Genomic DNA, 25,677 nt, shown 5'->3' with positions numbered 1-25,677 from the left:
GATACAGGAAGGCCTGTATCAAGGATGGCGTAAATGAACGGCCATCAGGGGAAACCCATCTTTCCAGTCGATATTTGATATTGAAAGGTTCAAGTCGGAGTCCCTGGACCACAAAATTATTGTATCCTTTAAAGATGCTCCCAAGTGGGAGATCTTCAGGTGCAATTTTGATGGTCTCATGTATTTTCAGATCTTTTGTTTTATGACGCTTGGCAGAGCCAGGCCGCTTGCCTTGTATTTCAGATTTGTTTTTGCGCCGAGATTCGAGGCCGAAAGGCTTGATTTTCGGTTTGGTTTTTTGTCCTTTAAGGCGTGCAATTTCATCACGGAGAGCCTAGTTTTCCTCAGCAAGCAGGTTGAGATATTCCAGAAGCATCAAAACCAGAGGGGTTTGCTCTTCTACAGGAATGTCTTCACATTTTAGGAATTTTGATAACCATGTATGTTTTGAACGGAAAAAAGTATGTTCCGACGGCTGACACCTTTCTTGAAAATCATATGCAGATTACCCAATTATTGCACCTAAGGCAGAGGAAAGCGTTACAATAATGCGGAAAGGCTACCATAAAAACGATGAAGGTCGAAGCTTTAAATAAAAGGCCCAATAGGCCTGCTATTCAACCTCTAATGCACCTATTGGACCAGCTGATGGCCGAATCCAGCAAATATTGCAATCATTACGCCGGAAAAGAGTTGGGCATGAACCAGATAACCGTAACGTTTTAAACGTGCGGGGGTAAATTTGAGAATCAGAAAAAGTCCGAAAATCCCCTGCCAGGCCAAAAGGATCAAGACCATAATTAGAAACGGATTCCACATACGGATGCCCATCATCAGTGCATGGATTGCAATAATTATAATTGCTGCGGCACCGACATATCGGTGTGTCCGGTTAAGGAACCACAGGACGTTTTTTGCGATGGAAACCGAATGGCCATAATTATCATCCGGTATAAATTGATGTAGGTGAGATCCTTTGCCTAAAACAATTCTTAAAAAGCTGCGAAGGTATATGACGATCAGAACGTAAAAACCGCTTCAACCAAAGAATTCGGCAACGTCTTTTAAAGAGTTATAAACTTCCGAAAAACAATTTTGATCTTTCATTGAAGCCTTAAACCCTTTCCATGGATGACCTGGCCCAGTTCAGGGAAAAATTGAAGGGGAGGTGGTTGAAACTGCCGCTTTAAATTTCACAGATCAGGATATTCCCGGTCCCAGAATTCCAGGTCCGCCGGGATCAACACGGCATGGTCCGGGTTCAGCTCCGGTATTCGGGCCAGACGTTCCCGTTTCACCGCCTGAGTGGCCTTAAGATTATATGACAAATGATATATAACGGGTGATATATAATGTCAAAACAATAGTTACTACCCGTTTTACAGGGAATCAGATCAGGACGGAGCGGACCTCCATCACGGCGGCTTCGGTCCGGCCTTCCAGTTCCCGGATGCGCCGTTTAAGGGAGGCGGTATCAATGTTCAGGGAAAGGGAGCTTATCAAATTACCCTCCTGGTCGAACAGGGGATACTCGGCTGCCTCGGACAGGAGAGACAGGGGCAGCGGTCTGCCGTGGCCTTGCCCCGGATCACGATATCAGGAGCCCTGCCGAATTATCCCTTTGGGCGGTTGAAGGTGGGGCGTTTTTACATGGTCTGCATGCCGATGAAAAAACTGCCCGGCATCAGGTCTGAAACTATTGGCGCTTGTCCCTGGAAGAAGCTGAATTTTCCTCCTCACACACAAAAATCAGGATTCCGAATAGAAAGAGAGTTTCTATCTAATTCGCCTTTTATATGTACATTATCAATTTGTCATGCACCTTAAAAAGATATTATAGCTAGGTTTTTGCTGAGTGTATAACAGTGGCTATGTTCATGCTCGGACCATGCCGGTTTTATATGGAACTTCGAATATAGCTGCGCTGAGAGCAAGTTTTAGTCTCTACTGTGGACGCAGCTAAGTCACGGGCCGTCCATGGCGGTTATTTGTCATTAAAAGGGAGAGCTTTATGAAATTTATTGAGAAAAAATGGTTAGTGACGTTTTTAACGCTGGTTTGTTGCCTGGTGTCAATTGACACATGGGGCGCTGATGCAAAGGCAAAAACCGGAGAAAAGGAAGGGACGCAGGCAAAACAAACCATCGTCCTAAATGATAGGTCATGGGATAGTATTCAGATCCATAACCGAATTGCCGGATTTATTCTGAAACACGGTTATGGACACCCTGTGGAGTATATGTTTGCTAATTCTATGGCATCTCTGGTAGGTTTGGGTAAGGGAGATATTGATGTTTTAATGGAAATGTGGATTCAGACAAACATTGACGGTTATACGGAACTGACAGAATCAGGAAAAATTGTTGACCTTGGACCAAATTTTGCTGATGCACCCAGTGGCTGGTATATACCTACTTACATGGTCAAGGGAGACCCAGAGCGCGGCATAAAGCCGGTGGCTCCCGATTTAAAAACAATAGAAGACTTGCAGCGCTACTGGAAACTATTTAAGGACCCGGAAGTTCCTGGCAAGGGCAGGTTTTACAACAATCCATCTTCCTGGCCTCTTACCTATGAAATCAATGAGACCAAGATACACACCTATGGCCTGGATAAATACTATAATGTATTCGATTCCGGCTCTGAGATGGCGTTGGTTACTTCGATGGTTTCAGCTTATGAAAATGGGGAACCATGGTTAGGCTATTTCTGGGAACCCACCTGGGTAATGGGTAAGCTGGACATGACCATGATCGTCGAGCCCGAATATAAACCGAAACACTGGGTAAAAGAGGATTACGGGTGTGCTTGGGTTGCCGACAATGTTACTATTTGCGTTAACAGCAAGCTCGTTGACACAAATCCTGATGTAACCTTGTTCTTAAAGAAATACGAAACATCTGTCGCCCTAACCAGTTCTATTTTAGCTTATATGAAAGACTCCGGTAGCACTTCTGAAGAAACAGCTGTCTGGTTTTTACGGGAATATCCCGATGTATGGCATAAGTGGATTCCGGCAAACATAATTAAAAGTGTTGAGGATGCCCTGTAATTTTACACCTATGGAGAATGATATTGGAATCAATAGCCGGATTGAAATAAGCCATCTGTGGAAAGTCTTCGGTTTGACCCGCAAAAAAACATCGGCAGAAATGACACGTTATGTCCATAACACATCTTTTGCAAATGGGAAAAACAAAGTAGTAGCCGTACGGGACATATCGTTCAATGTGAATGAGGGTGAAGTATTTGTAATTATGGGTCTTTCCGGGAGCGGCAAATCGACGCTGATTCGTTGTGTATTGCGCTTGGTGGAACCAAACGCAGGGGATATCATGGTTAATGAAAGAAACGTAACAATGATGGACAAAAAACAGCTGGTTGCTTTCCGGAGAACCGAAGTGGCTATGGTCTTTCAACATTTTGGCTTATTACCTCACCGAACTGTTTTAGATAATGTTGCCTTTGGTTTAAAAATTCGGGGCCTCGGGAAAAAAGACAGATTGGAAAGAGCCATGGATGTACTGAAAATGGTGGGTTTAGAACATTGGGAATCTCAGTACCCAGGCAGTTTATCGGGGGGAATGCAGCAGAGGGTCGGATTAGCCAGAGCTTTGGTTCAAGATTCCAATATCCTCCTGATGGATGAACCTTTCAGCGGTTTGGATCCTTTAATCAGGAGAGAAATGCAGGAAGAATTATTACGCTTGCAGAGAGAAATGAAAAAAACCATTCTCTTCGTCACCCATGACCTTGATGAAGCAATGCGCCTGGGAAACCGAATGGCCGTCATGTGTGATGGGATGTTCGTTCAAGTTGGAAACCCCAGAGAGATAGTCGCTAATCCGGTAAACGACTATGTGAGCCGTTTTGTGCAGAATAACAAATAAAGGGATAAGTAAATGTTTCCGGAAAATTGGCGTTTTCATATCTGGCCTTATATCGATTCCTTTATCGATTATTTAAACACGACAATCAGCCCCCTGTTCGATGTTTTCAACTACACGATTTTAAGAATGCTTCTTGCCATCGATACTGTTTTTTTGTTCCTGCCATGGTGGCTCATTATAGCTCTGATAACGGGTTTGTGTTATTGGAAAACAAGGTCTTTATCGACTACGCTTACGCTGGCTTTTCTGATATTGACTGTGGGATTCTTTGCCTTGTGGGAAACAACCCTTAAGACCTTATCTGTGGTTATTGTTTCAGTCATAATATCACTTGTTTTAGGTATTCCCGTAGGTATACTGATGGCGGAATCAAAAACGGCTTCCAGAATTATAAACCCTGTGCTGGATGCTATGCAAACAATGCCTCCCTTTGTCTATCTTCTTCCTGCGATAATGTTGTTTGGACTTGGTAAAGTTCCTGCCGTTTTTGCCACTGTTATATATGCTACTCCGCCTGCCGTTCGATTAACCAGCCTAGGAATTAACCAGGTTAACTCACAGGTGATTGAAGCGGCTGATGCATTTGGAGTAACGCGTTGGCAAATGCTGCGAGAGGTGAAATTACCCCTTGCCATACCCTCCATTCTTACGGGGATTAACCAGACAACGATGATGGCCTTGTCTATGGTAGTGGTGGCCAGTATGATCGGGGCGGGAGGTCTGGGGAAAGAAGTACTCATGGCAACAAATAAAATTGCTGGGGGCGAAGGTTTTGAAGCAGGTTGGGCAATTGTTGTGGTAGCGATCGTCATCGATCGTTTAAGCCAGGGCTTTATTAAAAAAAACAAGTAAATCTTTACTTCTGCGCTATTATGTCTTTCACGTTTACGGATGGGTGATGATTAAGGTGCCACATGTCTATAGATACATATCTTATTGTTTTTTTAGGGGAAACTCAGAGTATCGACCCAATTTTTCAGGCTTTTTTTCCCCTCTACTTTACAAGTAGTCTATGATCCCGGGAGAAAGAATGACACCGGAAAAGGCATCCCCTGGTTTCCCTGATCCACCGCCTAAAAAAATAAAAATCCCGTTGCTCTTGATGAGTCAAGCAAATATTTACCATTATTAAATTATCGGTTCCAAAAGGTACTTTATCGTAGTGTGCACCACTCTGTCCCGAATACAGGGCATACCAAGCCAACGTACGCCGGGATTGCTTGATTTAGGTATTTCCATCCATTTTACCGGGCTTGCTTTATAACGCCAGCTCTCCAGATCCTTCCTTCCCGACAAAGGCACAAGAAAATGAGATCTGACCTTTGTTGAACAAAATTCAACAAGTAAAATGCTGACGGGCAAGCCGCAGATTTCAGTAGTTAAGTGCGCCTGCGGTGCACTGAATGCCGAGTTGAGAATGCGTTTGACGCGCGCCCCAGCACACTGAGCAACGAGTTGGAGCACCCAACCCTCGTGGGTCCGGCGGCGAGGGTAATACGAATGGCCCAAGAACAATTTGACAACATTCAAGATGTTCTATAGGATTACTATAAAGCTGATAATGTAAGATGGTAAGCGGTAGTCTTAAAAATTATGAATCCATTTTTTTAATTGATTGTGAGATACATGTTAATCAAGTTTATAACATATATAAACGACCATGAAGATTGGCTCATGGGAAGAATTTTAGATTATGCTCAAGAAAGGAATTACACAAAGTATACGTCAACCTTAAAAGAGCCATGGCGTCTATCCATTTCAGGTTTGTCAAAATCCCTTGGTGAATTGATTATAACTAAAGGTGACGATATTGAACTGGGGCCAGAAGAAGATTACAACAATGACCCCGCAACACAATTTGGAATTATTGAAGCCAAGCGACACAGAGAGCGTGGAATTCGCCTTGATATGTTTCTTGGTTTGATGAAATATTACCATCAGTCCTATCAGGATCTGCTCAAAGAAGCAAATTTCAATTCATCAGAGAAGCAATACTTCAGCAACTTAATTAATCGGTTTTTCGATCGTGTAGAAATTGCTTTTTGTACCACTTGGGCTTGTTCAGAACAAGGCCTCCTGATTGATGAATTGCAAGATCGAAACCGTCAGATGACAAACGAAAAAAATAAATATCTTACAATCTTCGAAAGTTTGTCTCTGCCTGTCTTGATTGTTGACCCTGGTGGAAAGATTGAAAACATGAACCTTGCCGCTGCCAACATTTTTAATACTAATTCAGTCTCTGGATCAAAATACTATACAGAGAGTAAGGAAGATATAATTCTTACAGAAGAATTCCCTTGGTTAGCAGAGAGCTACAATGTTTTTGTTCGGAGTAAGGAACAAAAAATCATAAGTGAAAAGTCTCTTGAAATCAAAGAGCAATATTTTCATATTTCCTTCTCCCGTTCCCTCGACATATCTGGAAAATTCTCTGGAACAATTATAATTATTGAAGACATAACTAAGCAGAAAAAAATTGAGAAGGAGTTAGAAAGACTAGCGACAACTGATCCCTTAACGGGTGCAAAAAATAGAAGGTCGTTTCTACAATTTTTTGAGCAAGAGTTAGCTAGGTGCCAACGATATCAACATAAACTTGCCCTTCTAATGATTGATATTGACAACTTCAAAAACATCAATGATACATATGGGCACGACTTTGGCGATAAAGTTTTAAAACTCCTGGTTGCGGAAGCTCATGGCATTCTTCGTGGTACCGACATGTTTGGTCGATGGGGAGGTGAAGAGTTTATAGTTATACTTCCGGAATCAGATATTCACGAGGCATCAACGGTTGCAGAAAGATTACGTGACAATTTATCTAAGATAGATGTCAGTACTGACACCGGTGCACTTACAAGATTTACCGTGAGCATTGGAATGACAGTTGTTGAAAATAAAGATGACTTGCTTGAGGATATTGTTAAGAAAGCAGACGAGGCGCTGTATATGGCCAAGAACCAGGGTCGCAACAGGGTTGTAATACTATAAAACAATTTCCCTAAATGATTAAGGAGCCTTGCCAAGGGCTTCAAAAATAAAAACCTGAAATATTTAGTTATCCCATAGGGTATCAAGAACCAAGGAGATCGCCAATCGGGATAGGACTCCCCATCACTCTTCGGAAAAAGTAAAAAATTGGCGGCAACTCCCCGATTGTTTCAGCCTTTCAGAAAAGTGGGCAGATGAGACTTATTTCCATGAGCATTGCTGATTTGTATACCCCGAAACGAATAAAGTGATAAAACTTATTGAAGTTGAACGAATGTATGGAGTAGAGGAAATTATCCCCATTTTGGAGGAAGTCGGATTTACCGAAATTTCAACTGCGGATAGGCTCAAAGGAGATGCGCCCGCTCAAGTCGGTAATCATTTTGCCTTTTGGTGTCGTAAACCAAGAACCTAACCTTGCTGTTGCAGTGGACGGGCTCGTACCTCGCCGCCCCCTGAACAGCCCGTTGTGTGTATCCATAATGATGTTCAAATATTAGTTGGAAAAGAAAATATGCCGATTGTTTCTATTAAAATAGCAAAGGGCCGGCCCATTGAACAAAAAAGGAAACTTGTTCAGGCAATAACCGATTCAGTTGTTTCAACATTGGATGTCAAACAAGAATGAGTTACAGTATTAATTGAGGAGTTTGACCGGGAATATTGGGCTACCGAAGGCGAACTACATATTGATAAATTCGGTGTTGGGTATGGAAAAGAAACCAAATCAATCACATAACCACCGTTTTCGCTCCAACCGGGCGGGGCTAGGCATTCCTTTATAGTGCCTGTAATCTCCAGACAGTCGTCTCGTTTCTCGACCCTGCACTGTCACCAGACAAGTTACCTTGAAAGGCGCAATAAAATGTCCTTCACAGGTGCTGTTTCTATTCGTCGGCTCATAGTTGTTCGCTCCAACTTCCTTCAGACGGTCCCTCACGGTTCCGCCCTTGTTTTCGGCTGATACTTATGCTAACAGTAATTCTGTTAACAGGATTCACGTATAGGGAACTTGCATCCCGTAGGTTCATGTTCGTGCCGTTCGTACACAAAATGGTAGAGCAGACCGCCAGAACGTGAGCGGTTTTTTGCAAACATCTTTCGGCGGATGCTCCCCTCAACGTTCGGCTTCGTAACTACAATCAAGAAAATACTATGAAACAAATTAATGAAATTGCGGAATCAATGCAAAAGAATGCTTGGAGAATTATTAAAGACACAAATATTATTGAAATATGGTCTTCTATTGGGGCAACGATTAATTTAGTTGGCTCACTTAAAATGGGGTTATTGATAAATAATCGGGACATTGATTTTCATATCTATACGACACCATTCAAGCTTTCAGATAGTTTTTCTGCCATATCCAAACTTGCAGAAAACAAACGCATCAAAACAATAAATTATGGCAACTTACTTAAAGCAGAAGACAAATGCATTGAGTGGCATGCTTTCTACGAGGGACAAGATGGTCATTCCTGGCAAATTGACATGATTCATATTTTAAATGAATCTCCCTATGTCGGTCATTTTGAAAAGGTCGCCGAACGTATTTCTACAGTTTTGACACCAGAGATTAAGGCCAATATTCTCAGGATCAAAAATAGTATTCCTATTGAAAAAAAGGTGATGGGAATCCAAATCTACAAAGCTGTTATTAAACATGGAATCCAGGATATTGAATCATTTTGGCAATGGAAAGAACAAAATCCAGATGAAGGCATTATCACATGGATGCCCTAAATTATATAGCCAAACAAAACGCTGGAGGGGTATCAAGCTTACCGCGCGACCTTTTCGGAACTGCCTGGTTCAGGAAAATTTAACTTTTTATTAGAGCTTTTTGGGTTTAAAAACCTGGCCCATAAGCTCCCCGTTAGCCCTTTAATGGAGATGCGATGTCCGACAAAAGGATTGTTAAACATGTTTGAAAAATTAAAAAAAATATTTAGCGGAGATACCGATATAGAAATGTCTGACCAGGACCCTCTGACGGTTCATCTGGCACTGACTGTGCTGCTATTTGATGCAGCGTTTGCCGATGGTCGATGCAGCAACTCAGAAAAAAAACATTTAATTGGAACACTTGAAACAAAATACGGGGTATCCCCGGATGAAATAGAAACCTTAATCGCAGACCGGAACAAGGAACGTAAAGCGCATGTTGGCCTGTTTCGCTATACCCGATTTTTAAATGAAAATTTTACCGAATCAAAAAAGATCGAATTCATGGAAGCAGTCTGGCAGATTATTCTTACTGACGGGCATCTTGAAGACCATGAAGACCATTTCGCCCACAGGCTTGCCGATCTTTTGAACCTCAGCCACAGAGATCTGATTGACGCAAAACTGCGAGCCAGAAAGCATCTGGCTGCGCCAAATTGAGACATTTTGAATTAACTAACAGAATCAGGATGATTGCGGTAGACCCAAATGGATTAGTTTTTCGTGATCTTTGACAATGTGAGATAATAAGCCAACTTTATCACTAGGAAGTCTATGCGACCATGGAAAAAAGGCAACTCCAAATTCTGAAATTTTTTAAGCAAGTGACGTTGTAGGGTTAAGAGCATAAAAAAGGGGGCCATAAAGGCGCCGGGCCAGCATGGGAAAGGCATTGTTGTGGGCCTGCCACAGGGAATCAAAATCAGGATAGGTCCGCAGGGCGCAGGGGGTATACCCTATTTCTCCGGAATGAAAGCCATCGCCCTGGTACACCTTACAGGCATCGTTTCTGGCCATGGCCATGGCAATTTCTGATACGTCCTCCCCATGTTTTTTTTCAGTCCCGGCAGTGTCTTCATCGGAGACATCTCTCCTTAACTCCGGCGCATTTAGAAGCCAGGCCATGGCCGTTCGGGGGGTGATGGGTTGCGGAAAGCAGAGCCCCTGCCACCACAGGTCCATTATGTCATGGAGAAGAGTCTTGGCCGTGGGCTTTTCCAGGGGATTAAAGGATACAATGCCATCCGGGGCCACAAGGCTGCTTGTTAAAGACAACCCCACGGCACAGCCTAGCACATGCTTTACCCACACTTCTGTAAAGGGGGTTAAACGCCCTGGGTTCCCCTTGGAATCCATGAGATTATGGGGATAGAATTCCCACCTGGCAAGGGTGGGAGATGAACCTGCGGTGTGAAGGCCATCCAGAAACCCTTCAAGAATCTTACCCCGTAAAGGGCCTTTGCTCACATGAAACGATAGTTCCCGGCCAGAGATTTCATGGGGCCAGGTTTCACACAGCTGTTTATGATGGGCCACCATCTCTTCCACGGGTTCAGTAAGGGAGGTTATGGCAAGCTGACCAAACCCCTTCATGGGCAGTTGCCCGGTGTTTAAAAGACGTCGGGCCGCCGTGGTAACCGCCTGAAACACCTGCTCAGCCCCCTGAGTAGCTTCTGGCAGGCCGGCATCCAGCAATTGCTTTTTAAGTATATAGGGCGTTATTCCCTCCAGGACAAAGGGCTCATCCCCAGTCTGGGAGTCTTCCATGGCATCAAAATAAACCGATAAACGCTGCTGGAAAAAAAAGGTCAGGGGATTTTTCATGAACTGGATCAAGGGCCTCAGGTCCAGGTTATCCTGGGGCACGGGAAGGGACAAAAGAGGAACGTCATCCCCGAAAAATTTTTCATCCAAGGTGATGAAAGCGGTGTCGGACGCGCCACTGCCCTGGGGCGTTGACCGTTCCTGGTCTTCAAAGATTTCCCGCCATTCCCGGGCATAGGTAAAAAGGGGGTTGTTTTTTTGGGCGTCAAAATATTGTTTACTGAAGGGCTGTAACGGATGCTCCAATGTCAGGGTACGGCAGGCATCCTCCGGTAAACAAAACCGCCACCCTGCAGACACATAATCCCGGAGCTGGGCCACCAGCACCGACGGGGCCTTTAAACTGTTATCAACCACATCATGGCCTATGTAACTAATATACAGACAATTGCGGGCCGACAGCAACGCCTCCAAAAACAGATATCGATCATCCTCCCGGCGGGAACGATCCCCAGGCCGGTAAAAGCCTTTCAGAGCCATGAGATCAAAATCCAGGGCCACCCGGCTGCGGGGGTACTCTCCGTCGTTCATGCCCAGAAGGCACACCACCTTAAAGGGAATGGCCCGCATGGGCATCATGGTACAGAAATTCACCATCCCAGCCAGGAACCGCTGGGAGGTACTGGAATCGGTCATGGCCGCCATGACATGGTCCCGCACCACGGCAAGCTCCAGGTCTGAATGAAAATCCCCACTGCCACAGGCCGTTTCCCAGGCCACCAGAACATCATTCACATGGGATAAAAACAGGCGCTCATTGCTGTCTCCGGGCATGAAAAAGTCATTGATCAGTTGCCGGATGCGTTGGCACCATATTTCCGGAGATGCCGGTGTTATGATGGTTTGCCACAGCGTTTCAAGAGCGTTCATGAAATCCGTCAATCCCCCCACCAACGCCGCACTGAGGCCGCCGATCTCGTCATAGGGTTCAATGCCGTTCCAGGCAAACCCATCCCCCACGGCATAGCCCAGCATCATCCGGCGAAGGCCAAAATCCCAGGTATTATGTTCCAAATCCGGCGGCAGGTCAAAAGCCCTGCGGTGGGCGCTGTTAAGCCCCCAGCAGATACCGGCCCCCTCCATCCACAGTTTCAACAACGGCAGATCCAGGGGTTTGATACCAAAGCGGCGCCCCAGGGCCGGCACCTCCACCAGGGCCATGATATCTGCGGTGGTCATGCGGATCTGGGGCAGATTCAACAGGGTTTCCAGGGCCTTTAACAGAGGGCGATACGCGTTGTCCGGGCCATCGGCAATGGAAAAGGGGATATATCGTTCATCTGTCAGGGTGACATTACCGAACACCGCCTGGATATGGCAGGCATAGTTGTCAATGTCCGGTGTCATGACAATAACGTCCCGGGGGCAGAGATCAGGAATTTCTTCAAAAAAATTGAGCAGTTGATCCTGGAGGATCTCCACCTCCCGCTGGCGGCTGTGGGCCAGATGAAACTGAATGGAACGATCCAAAGGGAAAAGGATCTGCCTGTCACCAGATACAGCAGGCAGGGCGGTCAGATCCAGAATGTTCTGCTGCACCTGCATGAGCAGGGTTCTTCGGGCATCAAAAGCCGTATTATGGCGATGATAATGACTTCCCTGATTTTCCGGATCATCCGGGGGATCCACGCATACATTATCCCCATTGTCCTGACTTTCGGGGGCAATGATATCCCGGAACAGATCAATCTGGGAAAACCGGTCCTGGTAGGTTTCGGGCTCATCGTAGCGGTACAAAAGCCCGATATAGTCCCGGCCCTGCTTTCCCCAGGTGGCAAGCAGAGGGTTCACCTGCTGGTGAAGGAGATCGGGGTCCAAATCCCCGGGCAAGGTTCCGGCTCTGCCATGACGGGCCTGTTCAATTTTAAACAGCTCCCGGTCCTCAATGATATCGGCCCAGTAATGTCGGCAGGGGTTGTGCACAAATAAAAGTATCTGGCAATGGGCAGATAAAACATCCAGGGCTTCCAGCACCTGGGCTGGCAGAGAACAGATGCCAAACACAATCACCCGCCGGGGTAACCCGGAAAAAGGCCTCTGGGAATTTCTGGCCGCCGTTAAAAAACGGCCATGGAGGTCTGCCCGGCCGGAGAACCTTAACTCCGGGGCAATATCTTCATGGACCCGCCGCCACAACGCTGGCTGCCAGAGCTGTTCTCCTGGCAGTTCCGCCCAGGCGCCACTGCCGGTGACAATGCCATCCCCCCCGGCCTGCCAGGCGGTAAGCCAGTCTGCCCGGTATACCTGGTATTGATCAAAAAGCGCTGACAGGTGTAAGGCCAGCTGATGGCGCTTCCGGGAATCTTCATCATTGGCAAGAAATCGCCTAAGAACAGAAAAAACCGGCTCATCCCCCAGCTGAGTCAAAAGGCGCATGAGCCGCCAGATCAATCGTTCCCGGTCAAAGGGGGAGGCTGGGGGAACATCTCCCAAAACGGCCCGGTAGGCCTGCCACATGAATCGCCCGGGGAGCAGAAACTCAAGCCCGGCTCCAATGCCGCAGCCGTCATCCGATGCCAGGGAGAGCTTCAGCCACTGGGCCATTCCGTTGCTCTGGACGATGAAGCACTCTTTTTCCAGGGGAGCCACGGGATATCGTCCAATCCACTCCACAACCACATCACGCAGATCCTCCACATGGTTGGCATGGATGATGGAAAGGCCGGGTTGAAAAGGTTCTGTCATGTCAATTGCTCATTTTCATGGGAATCACATTATCCTTACGGTTATGCGCAAGACTCACGGGTACCCGCAATGCCTTAAGCCCTCTGACATCGGGAAGATCTTCCAGCTCCAGGATCTCCATATCATCATTAAATTTTTTTCGGCTCACCAGATATTCAATGTGCTGGCGAAGTTGTCTTCCCTCCAAAGAATTTGAATACACCACTGCAATTTTACCTGGTTGGGTAAGGCGCTGCCCAGTTCCCTTGACCACTGCTTTGTCAATGCGGGATTTAATGATCTCCTGGCGGACATCATATGCACCGTCAACATCAAATCGTTTTTCATCAAATCGAAACCGAATGGATAAAGGCGTGTGATTCACCAGAATCAGATGCCCAGCATCCAGGGGAAGGGGCAAGTCTGGTTTAATTGCTTCCAGTTCCCGGACAAGGCCCCAGGCCACCTGGAGTTGCCACAGGGTCATATTTTTAACATGAAAGGAGGCAAGTCGCTGATTTTTCATCATGGATGCCCCGAGGTACATCATATAATCCACGCCGTCGGTCTGGTGTTTTTCAAAATAATGGGGAAAGGAGGATTGTATTTCCTGGTCTACCTGCTCCAGGTACCGGGACAGGCCCTCATTGATCATGGCAACGCTGTTTTCATAGGCCTTTCGTTTTTCATAAACAGTGCCGGTGGCTAGATCAAGGGCCTGTCTGTACGCCTGAATGGCACTGTGAATATCGGCATTGACGTTCATCAACTCCTCAAACACTGGTGTCACCTTATGTGTCAAAAAAGCAAACATGGCCGATTCATCACCGGACTGAATCCCCGAGGATGTCAGTGTCTTGATCCTGATTTCAAGGCCATGTTGATAGGCCTTTAATAGGGGCCAGGAGCGATGTTGTGCACCCAGGCTCATCACTTGGTGAGCCAGATTCAGCTGTTTTTTCAAATCCAGCTCAATGGCGCGGTTCCGGGCAAGGGAAGAGTTTTTAATATCCACCTGGCCATAAAAGGGAATGACATCTTTAAAAACAATGGGTTCCATCTCCGATGGCTCTCCCTTTCTCAAGCGCTCCATATGATTGATGGCCGCCTTTTCAAAGCGCCACTCCACCGACGGATGCACCGCCGTGCATTTTTCCTTTATAAGGGTCTGAACGGTTTTGTTCATCTCATCCACCCCCCGTTTCAGGGCCACGGAAAAAATGGGGGTGACCTGCTGCAGCAGCTGGGCATCCACAGCATTGAGATCATTGGCATCGGGGGTGAATATTTCAAGGACCCCAATGGTTTCTCCCTGGAACAGCAAGGGGGTTAAAAGCATGGAGCGTACACCGGCGGCTATGGCCATGGCCTCCACAGGCACAGGATCGGGGCGAAGGGAAAGATCCGGCACCCGCAGCACCGATGTCTGGTGTGCCGCTTCCATCCACACAGACCCTTTAAGTGCTTCCAGGGAAAGGTGATCGGAGTTGGCAAAAAGACAATTAATGGTTTCATGGCAGTCACTCTTGATTTTCATCACCCGATCATTGTGGATGGCACCGATCCCTATGCGCAACTGTGGTTTTTCAAAAAGGATTTTAAGGCTCAACTCCAGTTTTCGGATGCCCTCTGGTGAAAAAATAGATCCCTGGTCAATGAGCTGACTTTCAAGGGAGGAGACAATGGCAGGTCGCGTTACATCCAAAGCCCTTGCAATGGTAAACCCTGACAATAAAAAGGCTTTGGGATCAATATGTTTTTCCAGGAATGCAATATCCATCATGTTGTCACGGATTTCATCCCGTTGGGCCTGGGTCAATTTCGGTGGGGTCTCAAGGGGTTTGACATCCACAAACTGAAAATCCAATTCAATGCGATAATAACGGTCCAGACCGGTTTTTTCATGGCTGACAATACGTACCGCTGCCATCTCCGGGTTAAGTTTTAAATCATAAATTCTATCTAGGATAAGAAGAAAAATCCGAAGACGGTGACTTTGAGAGACAAATCCGGGGTGCTCCTCCCCGGATCTTCCTGAAAGAAACCGATTCTTTCGGATAAACAGGCGCTCAAATCCCGGGGAAAAGTAAAACGGGTCAAAGGTGCAGGGTGAAAGGGCTCCGGCAATTGCTTTTTTAAAGGAGGCCGGGGCAAAAACCGCTGTCATAAGGGGGGTGATAATGTCTTGGTGTGCTTTCAAAAATTCTGAATCATGGGCATTTCCCTCAAAATCAGGGACCTGATCCATTTTCTCCTTGATCCGTTCATACATGTCCGCCATGTGGGAGCAATTTTTCACCAGATTGTTTTCCCAAAATGCCATGAGCGGCTGAAGGCTGATTTGTGATTTTACGTCTTCCAACATCATGATTTCCCCTTATTTTGAGGCATCATACCATCAGTAAATATTAGTTCAACACCCCATCTTCACCGGCTTTGGTCTGCTGCTCTAAACAGGCGAATATCGAGCACTGTCCAAACATTGACTGCCATTACATCATTTTTCATATAAGAAAGGGCAGGCATATCTTACATTCTTTCATGTTTTGTTGTGGACGAACCGAGATGACCAAAAGAGGTCCGTCCGTGACGGTTATATGAAAAGGTAGCCTTCAAGTTTACCTCAGCTGAGCCCTTCCCCCGATGGGCAATAGGAACCAGACAATCGAGCTGTCTACAGTTCCGGTCCGGGCCCATTGCCCGTCGGGGGAGAGGCGGCATAATGTCATTTGGCTCCGCGTCTACGACCCTATCTTCGTTGTGTCCGACAGGACATGCGGGTTATATAGATATAATCGGCATTTAAGCTATTTTGTCAACGGCCTTCTCCATGCGATCAAGTCCCTGTTTCAGGGTGGCCATGGGACAGCCGAAGTTTAGTCGGACATATCCATTTGCATCAAAGGTTGCCCCATCATTGAGCCCCACACCCATGGATTCAAAATACCGGGCCGGATTTTCCAGGTTAAGACCCCTTGCGTCAATCCATGCAAGATAGGTGGATGCCACCGGTTTCATGGAAAGTCCCGGCATTTTGTTTATGCGTTGATACACATAATCACGGTTTATTTTCAGGTATTGAATCAGCTGGGCCAGCCATTCGTCTCCGGATTCAAAGGCGGCCCGGGCAGCCAGAAGTCCCATGCAGTTCACATGGGGTAAAAGCCCCCGGCTGAAATTCTGGAACTTTTCGCGCAAGGTATCATTGGAAATCACGGCAAAGGAGCAGCTCAAGCCCGGGATATTAAAGGTCTTGCTTGGGGCCATGAGGGTGATGGTCTGGTCCGGGGCTTTGGGGTCGCACATCCATGTGGGGCAATGACGTACATCTTTATCCAGTATAAAATCCGCATGGATTTCATCGGAAAGCAGCAATATATCATGGGCATGGCAGATGCTTACCAGACGGGCAAGCTCCTCTTTTGTAAACACAGTTCCGCAGGGGTTATAGGGACTGCAGAGGATAAAAATACGGGTTTTGTCGGTGATTGCCTGCTCCATGGCCTTAAAATCAAGCACATATCTGTCTTTTTCCAGCACCATGGAAACCTTGATGCAGTTTTTACCGGAATTGCCCGGGGCTGCCAGAAAAGGCGGGTACACTGGAATGGTGGTCATGATATCATCCCCGGGTTCACTGAAGGCATGGCACATGGCATTGATACCGCTGACAAGCCCCGGCAGCCACACAATCCAGTCTTTGCTGATCTCCCATCCAAAGCATCGTTTCAGACGCTGGACCACTACGGTTTCCAGGGCATGATCCCGCCCGGGATATCCATAAATACCATGATCTACACGCTCTTGCAGAGCCTTTGTCACCGCCGGTGGTACCCTAAAATCCATGTCTGCCACCCACATGGGAATGACATCCTGCCCCTGGTATTTGTCCCACTTTTCACCGCCGGTTCCCCGGCGATCAATTATTTCATCAAAATTAAACATCGAAAAAATTCCTTTTTAATATCTTCTTTTATGCAGTGACCAAGCCCTTATCTTCATATGAAGCATGATGTGATCATGGCCTTTCAGAATCAATTTACCGCCACACTCCTGTAACACATTTATCCTCCTTTCTGCAACGGGCCAAACCGTTACTTTAAAAACAAAATGTAATGCCTAAAAATTGCATCCCCGGACGACATTGCTCCCTGGCTGTGCCTTAAAATATTGCTGTCAAGGGGTTAAGTTTGTGTTATAGATGCCTTTGACGGCAGCATTCTCGTGGGGGGTGGCTGGCACGATTCATGGGAGATCTGGCCGAGCAATCTCTGGCGCGTAGGACCATGGAATAGCAGCTGCTTGAAAGCTGGCAAAACATGGAAAAACGGGAGGCTGAACTTCGCAGTATTTTTAAAGCAATCCCCACCGGCGTCGGCATGGTGGTGAACCGGGTCATCACCTGGGTGAACGGATCTTGCCGTCATCATTGCCACGGAATTCAGCTCACGTATTTCCCGGGACAACCATCGTCTTAAGCACATGACGGCACTTCTGGACAAACCGGTAACCCGTCAGAAACTTTTGCAAATCGTCAGAAGGGTGCTGGATTCCAATATCAGTTATCAGGCACGCAGATGAAACAGTTTGCCTTTTGGCCCACCGAATTATAATGAATAGCCGATGTAATGACCAACCCCAATGCAACAGTCAATTTACCATCAAAAGGACAAGCGCCGTGCGGCTGGGAAGATATAGCTGCAGCAGATGGGCAAAAGTGCCCTCAATTGATGAAGGCTGGGTAAAATGAGCCTGGCCCGAAACCAACCTGCCCGATCCGCCAAAGGCTTTTTCATCTGTATTAAGAACCATGTCATATCTTCCCGGGGAAACCGTAAGTTGATAATCATTGTGTGAACGACCGACATGGAAATTAAACACAAATAAAAGTTTTTCCCGGAAAAAGGCTATGACCTTGTCATCTTCATGAATATGACAAAATTCAGCCCTACCCCCCCGGGGGATGTTAAAGGATTTTAAACCGTTTATCATGGCCCGGTCAAAATTTGCCAACCGGGAAAAATAAAGATCCGGATTGTCCCTGAGTGACCATTGACGTCTGGCATAATGATAGGACCAGTTATTATGTGCTCCGGGGAAATCAATCCATTCAGGATGCCCGAATTCATTGCCCATAAAATTAAGATAACCATCCCCGGCTGTTGCCAGGGTGATCAAGCGAATCATCCGGTGCAGGGCCAGGGCCCGGAAAGTTTGAATATCCGGCGTGGATCCCCCCATGCCATGGTAAATGTGTTCTCCCATGAGACGCATGAAAAGGGTCTGATCCCCCACCAGGGCCTGGTCATGGGATTCGGCATAGCTGATGCTTTTTTCGTCCTTTCGGCGGGCATTGAGTTCATACCACAGTGAGCCTAAGGGCCAGTCCTCATCCTTTACTTCCTTTAATAGCCGAATCCAGTAATCGGGGACCCCCATGGCAAACCGGTAATCAAACCCAGTGCCCCCGAGGGATAAAGACGCGGCAATGCCCGGGTAACCACTGACTTCCTCGGCAATGGTTACCGCCTCCGGGGAAATATCATGGATGAGCTTATTGGCAAGAAAAAGATAGGCAAGGGCGTCTTCATCCACCTCCCCTTCCCGGTAATAGTCATCGTAGCTTGTAAAAGCTTTACCGATGCCATGGTCCATGAACAGCATGGAGGTGATACCGTCAAAACGGAACCCGTCCATTTTAAATTCTTCCAGCCAGTACCGGCAATTGGACAGCAGAAATTCAAGCACCTGGGGTTTGCCATAATTAAAGCAATAGGAATCCCACAGCGAATGAAGCCCTCGCTTCCCCCCATGGAAAAACTGATGCCGGGTACCGTCAAAGCAGCCCAGACCCTCCACTTCATTTCTAACGGCATGGGAATGCACCAGATCCATGATGACCCGGATACCCATTTTGTGGGCCGTATCCACCAGCTGCTTTAACTCTTCCGGAGTGCCGAACCGGGAGGATGGGGCAAAAAAACTGGATACATGGTAGCCAAAGGAGCCATAATAGGGATGTTCCTGGATGGCCATGAGCTGCAGTGTATTATATCCGGCATGGGCCACCCGGGGCAGGACATGCTGTTCAAAGGCCTGGTAGGAGCCCACCTTGCCTTCTTCCTGGGCCATGCCCACATGGGCTTCGTAGATAAGAAGGGGTTCGTCTGCGGGGGTAAGGCGGGAATTTTTCCATGAATAAGGCACCGGTGGACACCACACCTGGGCATTAAAAATAAGGGTGTGGCTATCTTGAACCACCCGCACAGCCGCCGTGGGGATGCGATCACCCTCCCCCCCCGGCCACACCACCCGGAGCCGGTAATGCTGACCATGACAGAAGGTATTTGCATCAAACCATCCCTCCCAGATGCCCGGATCCTGTGAAGGTTTCAGGCGGAACGACTCCATTGTCTGCCAGTCAGTCATATCCCCAATGATGTACACCACCGTTGCATTGGGTGCCCATTCCCGGAAGTACCATTTATTCCCAGACAAATGCAGGCCGAATTTTTCATGATAGCCTGCCACCTCATAAAGAGTAGCAACGTCAGGTGATATAAGGGCTTTTTCCATGGCCGTCACCCGCTCCAGGCGATGGTGAATCACCCTTTGATGGGGCACAAGACCGGGGTCGTTGAAAAGTCCGAGATCAGACAATGAAGGGCCTTCTGAGCATTTTTTCATAGATTTCAATGTATTTGGCGGCACAGGCCGTGTGGCTGAATTCAAGAACGCTCTGGGTCATTATCCGGGAAATCTGCTGTTCTTTTAACTCAGGATCAAGGCGGTGAAAGGCCATGGCCTGGTCCACCGCCCAGCGAAAACCGCCCGGATCATGCACACCGAAAACAAATCCGTTGCCGGTGTTATTATATGGATCTATATGCCGAACCGTGTCGTGGAGACCGCCGGTGTCAAACACAATGGGCAGGGTGCCATAAATACACCCGGTCATCTGGGGAAGTCCACAGGGTTCAAAGGAAGACGGCATCAAAAGGAAATCCGCCGCGGCAAAGGCCTGGTGGGAAAGGGCTTCGGTAAAATCGTTCACCGATATCCGCCGGTGGAGGCCATGAAAATCCACAATTTCGGTGAAATATTTCTGAAAGGGACCGTTGGCCACAAACACCAGCTGAATATTGGTATCCCAGTAGGCAGAAACCACCTCAAAAAGCGTATCTGCCATGAGCTGACATCCCTTCTGAACCGGGTCCAGGCGAGAAGGCCAGAAAAAAAGAGGTGCATTATCATCGGGCTCCAGGTTCAGCATGTCCTGGAGATGACGTTTGTTTTCCAGCTTTTTATGCCGGTGGTTTTTCGGGCCGTAGTTGTAGACCACCATTTCATCTATGGCCGGATTAAACTCGGGGTCCGGGGCGTTTAAAACCCCGTCGGCACAACCGGCATGCCACTTGTTGGCAAGCTCCTGGCGAATACAGGGTTCCACAAAGGGGTGCTGGCCATTTATAATCTCGGTTAAAAAGGTGGGACTCACCGTGTTGACATGGTGGGCCGCAAATATACCGGAGGTGAGAAAATCCACCGGATTGTGCCCCCGGCTCTCCTCGTAACAATCCGGGGGATTCCTGTAATATAAATGATGCCAGAAGGCAGCTGCATCAATACCCCGGTCTTCAATCTGCTCCAGGGTGGCCGTTACGGTGTGAATGTTATGGATGGTGAACAGACAGGGAATACCCATCTGCCTTGCCATGGCGGGGATCAGACCGGTCATCCAGTCGTTGCAATGAATAATGTCGGGGTTCACCCGGGGAATGATGTAATTCATCACCTCCCGCTGGAAGGCCAGGGAGACCTTGAGGTTGGTTTCATAGTATCCGGAATAGACATGGGTGAGATAATAAAATACCCGATCCTCTGCCAGATGAATCCGCTCATCTTCGATGCGCTGTTTGATGCGTTTTAATTCCTTATGAAACAGCTTGGGCAGATACCCGTCAAACAAGGACCGATAATCAGGCAGGGCCACATGCACATCCCCCCCCAGATCAAAAAGAGAACTGATAAGGGCGGCGGATACATCGGCAAGCCCCCCTGCCTTGGCACAAAAATTGGACATATTCCCCATGCCCTCGGGAAGGTACGTCACCTCGGGAGTTACAATAAGAACACGGGGTTTTGATTTTTTCATTTTTACCTGCCTTTAAAAAAACAGCTTAAAATGACAATTTTACGCCTGCCATGTGGCGTTTATTAAAACAATTTATATTCCTGTGATCTCATTTTTGTCAAGTTTTATCCAGACCCGGTACAGTTCGCTGCTTCCCCAGGCCTGGGCATCACAACCCCGTGGATGATGGGGGGAATTGCCGTCCAAAATTTCAGGAATATGGCCCACACACCCCTTTTTCATTAACTCCGAAGCGCTTCCCAGAAGGGCCAGGGCCGTTTGTGTTCCCCCGGGATCATCATAAACTCCTGCCCAGGCTTCACAGAACACCGGAAAGGGCCATGTCCAGGCCGTCCCGTTATGATAGGCGGGTTTTCGCTTGCTGTCTTCATCGCCTTTGTACTCACCGGCGTAAGGGTGATGGGGATCGTTTATAACATTGCCGTTGGATACAATGGGAAGGGGAAATGACACCGGGGCATCGGCAAGCGTTCGGATGGCACCGGGAACCAGCAGGGTCATACAGGCATCCAGACAGGGCATGGCAAGGGCCGGGTCTTTAACCACATCCAAGGTCAATAAAAACAGCTGATTGGGACGAAGGGCGTCATCCACCCTTGCCTGGGCTGCTCCCACACCGGAATCCGCATACAGACAATCGGCAAAATACCCCCGGTCTTCCAGAAAATAATACTGTGTTATACTTGCCTGGACCCGGGCAGCCAGACTCGACCAGGCAGATTCTCCAGGGGCAGTATCAATGCGGGCCAGAAAACAAAGGGCATGATACCATAGAGCCTGGATCTCCACGGGATATCCCTTACGCGGTGTGCCCGCCGGAAAATTGGTGTCCATCCAGGTAAAATGGGAAGGACTGAAAATAAGAGCCGTATCAGGGTCCATGACCACACCCGTGTCCGTTCCCTTCACAAGGGATTTGGCCATGGAGATCAGAATCTGCCGTACCGACCGCCCGGCCAGAGCTTCATCAAGAAAGGCTTCACCGTCTTTTTCCACAAGCTCACTGCAGGCGGCAAAAAACCACAGGGGGGCATCGGAGGTTTCTCTGTTTTCGGCATTCCTGCCGCAGATCATGTTGGGCAGGGTGCCAGCCTGTTCATACTGACCAAACAGGCGTAAAATGGCCTTTGCATCTTCAAACCGACCCCCTTCAACCAATGCCCGGCAAAAAATCAGACTATCTCTTCCCCAGTCCAGAAACCAGGGGTATCCGGCAATAACACTTTTATCCCGGCCCCGGAGCACCAGATAAGCATCCAGGTTTCTAGCCACCGTTTCCATGAAATGGTAAGATGCCGAGGAGGGGGAAAATTGCGGGGGTTCCATGTGCTGCTCTTGGAACCTGGTGGTGAAGATGTCGGCATTGGCTTTAACCGTGAAAACGGCCCTGCCCAACATGGAAACTTTGAAATAACCGGGGCTGAAAAGATCTGAATGGGAATCAAGACCCCTCTCTTCTTCAAGGGAGTGGTACACCATGTAGGTCCATTCGGGTTCAAGAACAAACTCTGCGCCCTCCATGTGAAGATCCAGCCCCCGCTGGCCCGGCGCCGGCTCAAAACGAATCCCGTTATTTCGGGGAACCAGGGCCGATTCCCAGGCATCTTCGGGACCTGTCCAGGCCTTCACCGTATCATGGAAGGAACGATCTTCAATGTCAGGACGCATAATAAGGGTCACAGGGATATGATCTTCCAGAAACAGGGCATGATCCCTGGCTGCCATCCGGGTCATTTTTAAAACCACCTGATTGTACCCAGGGGGCATCCATAGCATCAATTCTATTATGAAATGTCGTCCCTCACAGGTGGGCACATTAAACCGCCATCGCCCGCCACCCCCATCATGGGTACAGGAAAAAGTTTCCAGGCAATCCAGGGTCAACTCCCGGGAATATCCCTGATACACCGCCCAGATGCGATATCGGGAAAGAAGCATCCATCGATTTTCCGGAAATTGTGGATTCAGATTGGCACACAACAGGCCATCATACCGGCTTTCCAGACGTCCCCACCAGGCCGATGCACGCAACATTGCCCCCCGGCCGTTGACATCCAGAAATTTCAGAGAGGGATCGGCCATAATTTTCTGCCGGGAAAAATGGGGCTGAAAGGTAAGGGTCCGGGGTTGTGCCAGATATAAAAGGGAAGATGACTGTTCTCTGGTATTGCCGTTTTCAAATACCCTGATGCGGAAGGTGAACTGCTGATGAAAGGACTGGGTTTCCAGAGGGGAGAAGATGGCAAAAAACATTCCAGATTCCATGGGAAGGGCCTCTTCATATCCCAGGGTTTCAACGAAGTCGCCGTCGGTTCTCCTGATATCCGCCCGGAAATTTTTATGGGCCATCACCAGCAGGCAATACCCCGGAGGCACCATAACCGTGCGGCGGATATCCACCTCCCAGTGCCATATCACCGCACGGCTTTCCTTTCCTCCACCGTTCAGGGAACGGCAAAAGGCGACGGGATCATGAATAAGCTGTGCTGCCCCGGCATTTACATCAAAATCCCCCAGATCTTTAAACCCCTGAAACACTTTAAACAGCTTCATGGCCCGGGCTTTCAGTTTCTGATCCAGTACCCGCCGGGGCATTCGACACATGGGGGGACTTTCTTTAATCCAGGAATCATTGTTTTCTTTTTCGGGACAAAGGGCCATTACCTGGCCAGGTGCCATTACAATGGACTGAAGCGTATCAGAGAGATGGATATCCATCCAGGTTTCCGTAATAAGATCCATGGCCCTTGTACCGGCCATATCCCAGTTATCAGATGACCATAAGACCGTTTGACTTTTTTCACAATCCAGGTTTGCTGCAATGAGCAGACGACTTTGGGAGGGCTCATGAATTCTGGCCAGGGCCAAGCCGTTTTTCGTGGCCTGGTGAACAAAGGCAAGCCGGGTATCCTGGCCAAAGGTGATATGATTCCTCAAAATAAAATTGAGTTGACGGATATGATCAATCTGATTTTCCTCGGCACCCCAGTTCAGGGATGTGGCTTCGTGCACGTCAATTTTTTCCGTGGCAAACCACTCCACCCCGGCACTGAAGCCAAATCCGCCGCACACGGAAAACAGGGCGGAAATGGCCGTTCGCATGCGTGCATACACCTGTGATACAGCCGCCAGACGGGGATTATCGTGGGTTTCTGCAAAATGAATCATCAGCCCATATTTCTCTGAAATTTCCAGGGCCTGGGGCAGATAATCTTCTATCTCTTTTTGCTTGTAATTCTGGAACAGCTCGGAATAGGCCCAGTTGAAATTGGCCGTGTTTAAAAGATCACAGGTGGCATGGATGCCGCCACCCAGCCCTTCCAGGAAAAACACCGTATCCGGATACTCTTTTCGCACCCTTGCCACAATATATTCCCAGGCAGGCAATGGAATCATATAACCGGCATCGCACCGAAACCCATCCACCCGCCTTCTGCACCAGCACAGAAAAATATCCGCCATGTACTGCCACAGCTCCACCCGGGAATAATCAAGCTTGGTGAGATCTTCCCACTTCACCCCCCAGGCACCGGGGACTTCAATTTTTCCATCCTCCCCCCTCACCAGCCATTCCGGATGGTGCTCATGGATGCTGGCAGCCCAGCCGGTGTGGTTGATGGCGATGTCTAAAATCAGGTATCCGCAATGGAAATGCACGGCATCTGCAAGTTCCATGAACTGCTCCAGGGGAGTGGCCAAGGGGTCAAATTCCACCTGGGCCGGGTCCACATCTGTAAAATTAAGGGCCGCATAGGGACTGCCGTACCGGCCCATGCGGGCGTAGGTGGTGGGGGTGGGATGCACAGGCAAAAGCTGCAGCACCCGGCAGCCCAGCTCGCCAAAAACAAAATCAATCTCTTTAATAAGATCCCGGAATTTCCCCGATTCCGGAATTACGGTATACCCTTTGGCTTCAAGGCTCTGGATCACCTCCTGCTCCTGGGGTACCATTGGGTTCCGGGGCCATTTTGCAACGCCAAACTGCCGGACAAAGGCATTATAAACGATGTTGGCACAACAGGAACCGGCGCTTTCAACGTTAATGATCGTGTTATCCCCCTGGGGCCACACAGGGACTTCCTTGTCCTCAGCCATGAAAAAACACTTGGCCCGGAAATGCCCCAGTTCGTACAGGGGAAGGGTGATGGAAAATCGGGAAGAAGTCTGGCCTATCATCCTTATATCATGCCAGGCCCCATTAAGTTTTATATCGCCCTTGTCCACCCGGTCTATGATTTCCTGGCGGGTAACCTCGGCCCGCCCCAGATCGGTACGGAGAAAGGCCTGTCCTGGTGTATCTGAAAAAATATCAAGGCTGAAGGTGATACTGTCCCCACAGAACATGACAAGCGCCCTGCCGGGCTCGGGATACTGAACAACCATAACACCCCCATTGAAGGAAACGATTTGCTGCGGGAAAATGCT

At 48.1% G+C, this 25,677-nt stretch carries 14 protein-coding genes; 8 read left to right on the top strand and 6 right to left on the bottom strand.

Going from position 1 to position 25,677, the window contains the following annotated elements:
* Positions 1-2,011 precede the first annotated feature (2,011 nt).
* The 7 genes from ACYQ2M_RS10680 (at position 2,012) to ACYQ2M_RS10650 (ending at position 9,269) form a co-directional block, all read left to right on the top strand.
* Positions 2,012-3,052 (top strand): ABC transporter substrate-binding protein, encoded by a 1,041-nt coding sequence (locus tag ACYQ2M_RS10680; protein ID WP_459916327.1) that lies wholly within the window; start codon positions 2,012-2,014, stop codon positions 3,050-3,052.
* Positions 3,053-3,125: 73 nt separating this feature from the next.
* Positions 3,126-3,890: a betaine/proline/choline family ABC transporter ATP-binding protein gene (locus ACYQ2M_RS10675; RefSeq protein WP_459916326.1), complete on the top strand. Its 765-nt coding sequence runs from the start codon at positions 3,126-3,128 to the stop codon at positions 3,888-3,890.
* 12 nt (positions 3,891-3,902) lie between these two features.
* Complete coding sequence (locus ACYQ2M_RS10670; protein ID WP_459916325.1) at positions 3,903-4,742, top strand: ABC transporter permease; 840 nt, start codon at positions 3,903-3,905, stop codon at positions 4,740-4,742.
* 822 nt (positions 4,743-5,564) lie between these two features.
* The gene (locus ACYQ2M_RS10665; protein WP_459916324.1) at positions 5,565-6,884 is read left to right on the top strand and encodes a sensor domain-containing diguanylate cyclase; all 1,320 of its coding nucleotides are present in this window, start codon (positions 5,565-5,567) and stop codon (positions 6,882-6,884) included.
* A 514-nt stretch (positions 6,885-7,398) separates the two neighbouring features.
* Positions 7,399-7,512: a tautomerase family protein gene (locus ACYQ2M_RS10660; RefSeq protein ID WP_459916323.1), complete on the top strand. Its 114-nt coding sequence runs from the start codon at positions 7,399-7,401 to the stop codon at positions 7,510-7,512.
* 527 nt (positions 7,513-8,039) lie between these two features.
* The gene (locus ACYQ2M_RS10655; protein ID WP_459916322.1) at positions 8,040-8,627 is read left to right on the top strand and encodes a phosphoglycerate mutase family protein; all 588 of its coding nucleotides are present in this window, start codon (positions 8,040-8,042) and stop codon (positions 8,625-8,627) included.
* A 180-nt stretch (positions 8,628-8,807) separates the two neighbouring features.
* Complete coding sequence (locus ACYQ2M_RS10650; RefSeq protein ID WP_459916321.1) at positions 8,808-9,269, top strand: tellurite resistance TerB family protein; 462 nt, start codon at positions 8,808-8,810, stop codon at positions 9,267-9,269.
* Between the two features lie 156 nt (positions 9,270-9,425).
* On the opposite strand, the gene recC is transcribed toward ACYQ2M_RS10650, so the two are convergent.
* The 3 genes from recC to ACYQ2M_RS10635 all read right to left on the bottom strand — a co-directional run bounded on the left by recC (position 9,426) and on the right by ACYQ2M_RS10635 (position 17,042).
* Positions 9,426-13,118 carry an exodeoxyribonuclease V subunit gamma gene (gene recC / locus ACYQ2M_RS10645; protein WP_459916320.1) on the bottom strand — a complete coding sequence of 1,231 codons (3,693 nt, stop codon included), beginning with the start codon at positions 13,116-13,118 and terminating at the stop codon, positions 9,426-9,428.
* A gap of 1 nt (position 13,119) precedes the next feature.
* Positions 13,120-15,465: a GAF domain-containing protein gene (locus ACYQ2M_RS10640; RefSeq protein WP_459916319.1), complete on the bottom strand. Its 2,346-nt coding sequence runs from the start codon at positions 15,463-15,465 to the stop codon at positions 13,120-13,122.
* Positions 15,466-15,899: 434 nt separating this feature from the next.
* Positions 15,900-17,042: a MalY/PatB family protein gene (locus tag ACYQ2M_RS10635; RefSeq protein WP_459916318.1), complete on the bottom strand. Its 1,143-nt coding sequence runs from the start codon at positions 17,040-17,042 to the stop codon at positions 15,900-15,902.
* A gap of 374 nt (positions 17,043-17,416) precedes the next feature.
* Between ACYQ2M_RS10635 and ACYQ2M_RS10630 the strand changes: the two genes are divergently transcribed.
* Positions 17,417-17,575 carry a hypothetical protein gene (locus ACYQ2M_RS10630; protein ID WP_459916317.1) on the top strand — a complete coding sequence of 53 codons (159 nt, stop codon included), beginning with the start codon at positions 17,417-17,419 and terminating at the stop codon, positions 17,573-17,575.
* A gap of 172 nt (positions 17,576-17,747) precedes the next feature.
* Here the strand turns inward: ACYQ2M_RS10630 and ACYQ2M_RS10625 are convergent, their stop codons facing one another.
* From ACYQ2M_RS10625 to ACYQ2M_RS10615, 3 genes are all read right to left on the bottom strand, one after another.
* Positions 17,748-19,784, bottom strand: coding sequence for an alpha amylase C-terminal domain-containing protein (locus tag ACYQ2M_RS10625; protein WP_459916316.1), 2,037 nt, complete (start codon positions 19,782-19,784; stop codon positions 17,748-17,750).
* Positions 19,750-21,252, bottom strand: coding sequence for a glycogen synthase (locus ACYQ2M_RS10620; RefSeq protein ID WP_459916315.1), 1,503 nt, complete (start codon positions 21,250-21,252; stop codon positions 19,750-19,752). The genes ACYQ2M_RS10625 and ACYQ2M_RS10620 overlap by 35 nt, the downstream gene beginning before the upstream one ends.
* A 72-nt stretch (positions 21,253-21,324) precedes the next feature.
* Positions 21,325-25,635: an amylo-alpha-1,6-glucosidase gene (locus ACYQ2M_RS10615; protein ID WP_459916314.1), complete on the bottom strand. Its 4,311-nt coding sequence runs from the start codon at positions 25,633-25,635 to the stop codon at positions 21,325-21,327.
* Between the last annotated feature and the right edge of the window lie 42 nt (positions 25,636-25,677).

It is taken from the genome of Desulfocicer niacini (assembly GCF_054657595.1).
Note: the sequence above shows the minus strand (reverse complement) of the source record. Positions and strands in the feature narration are given on the sequence as shown.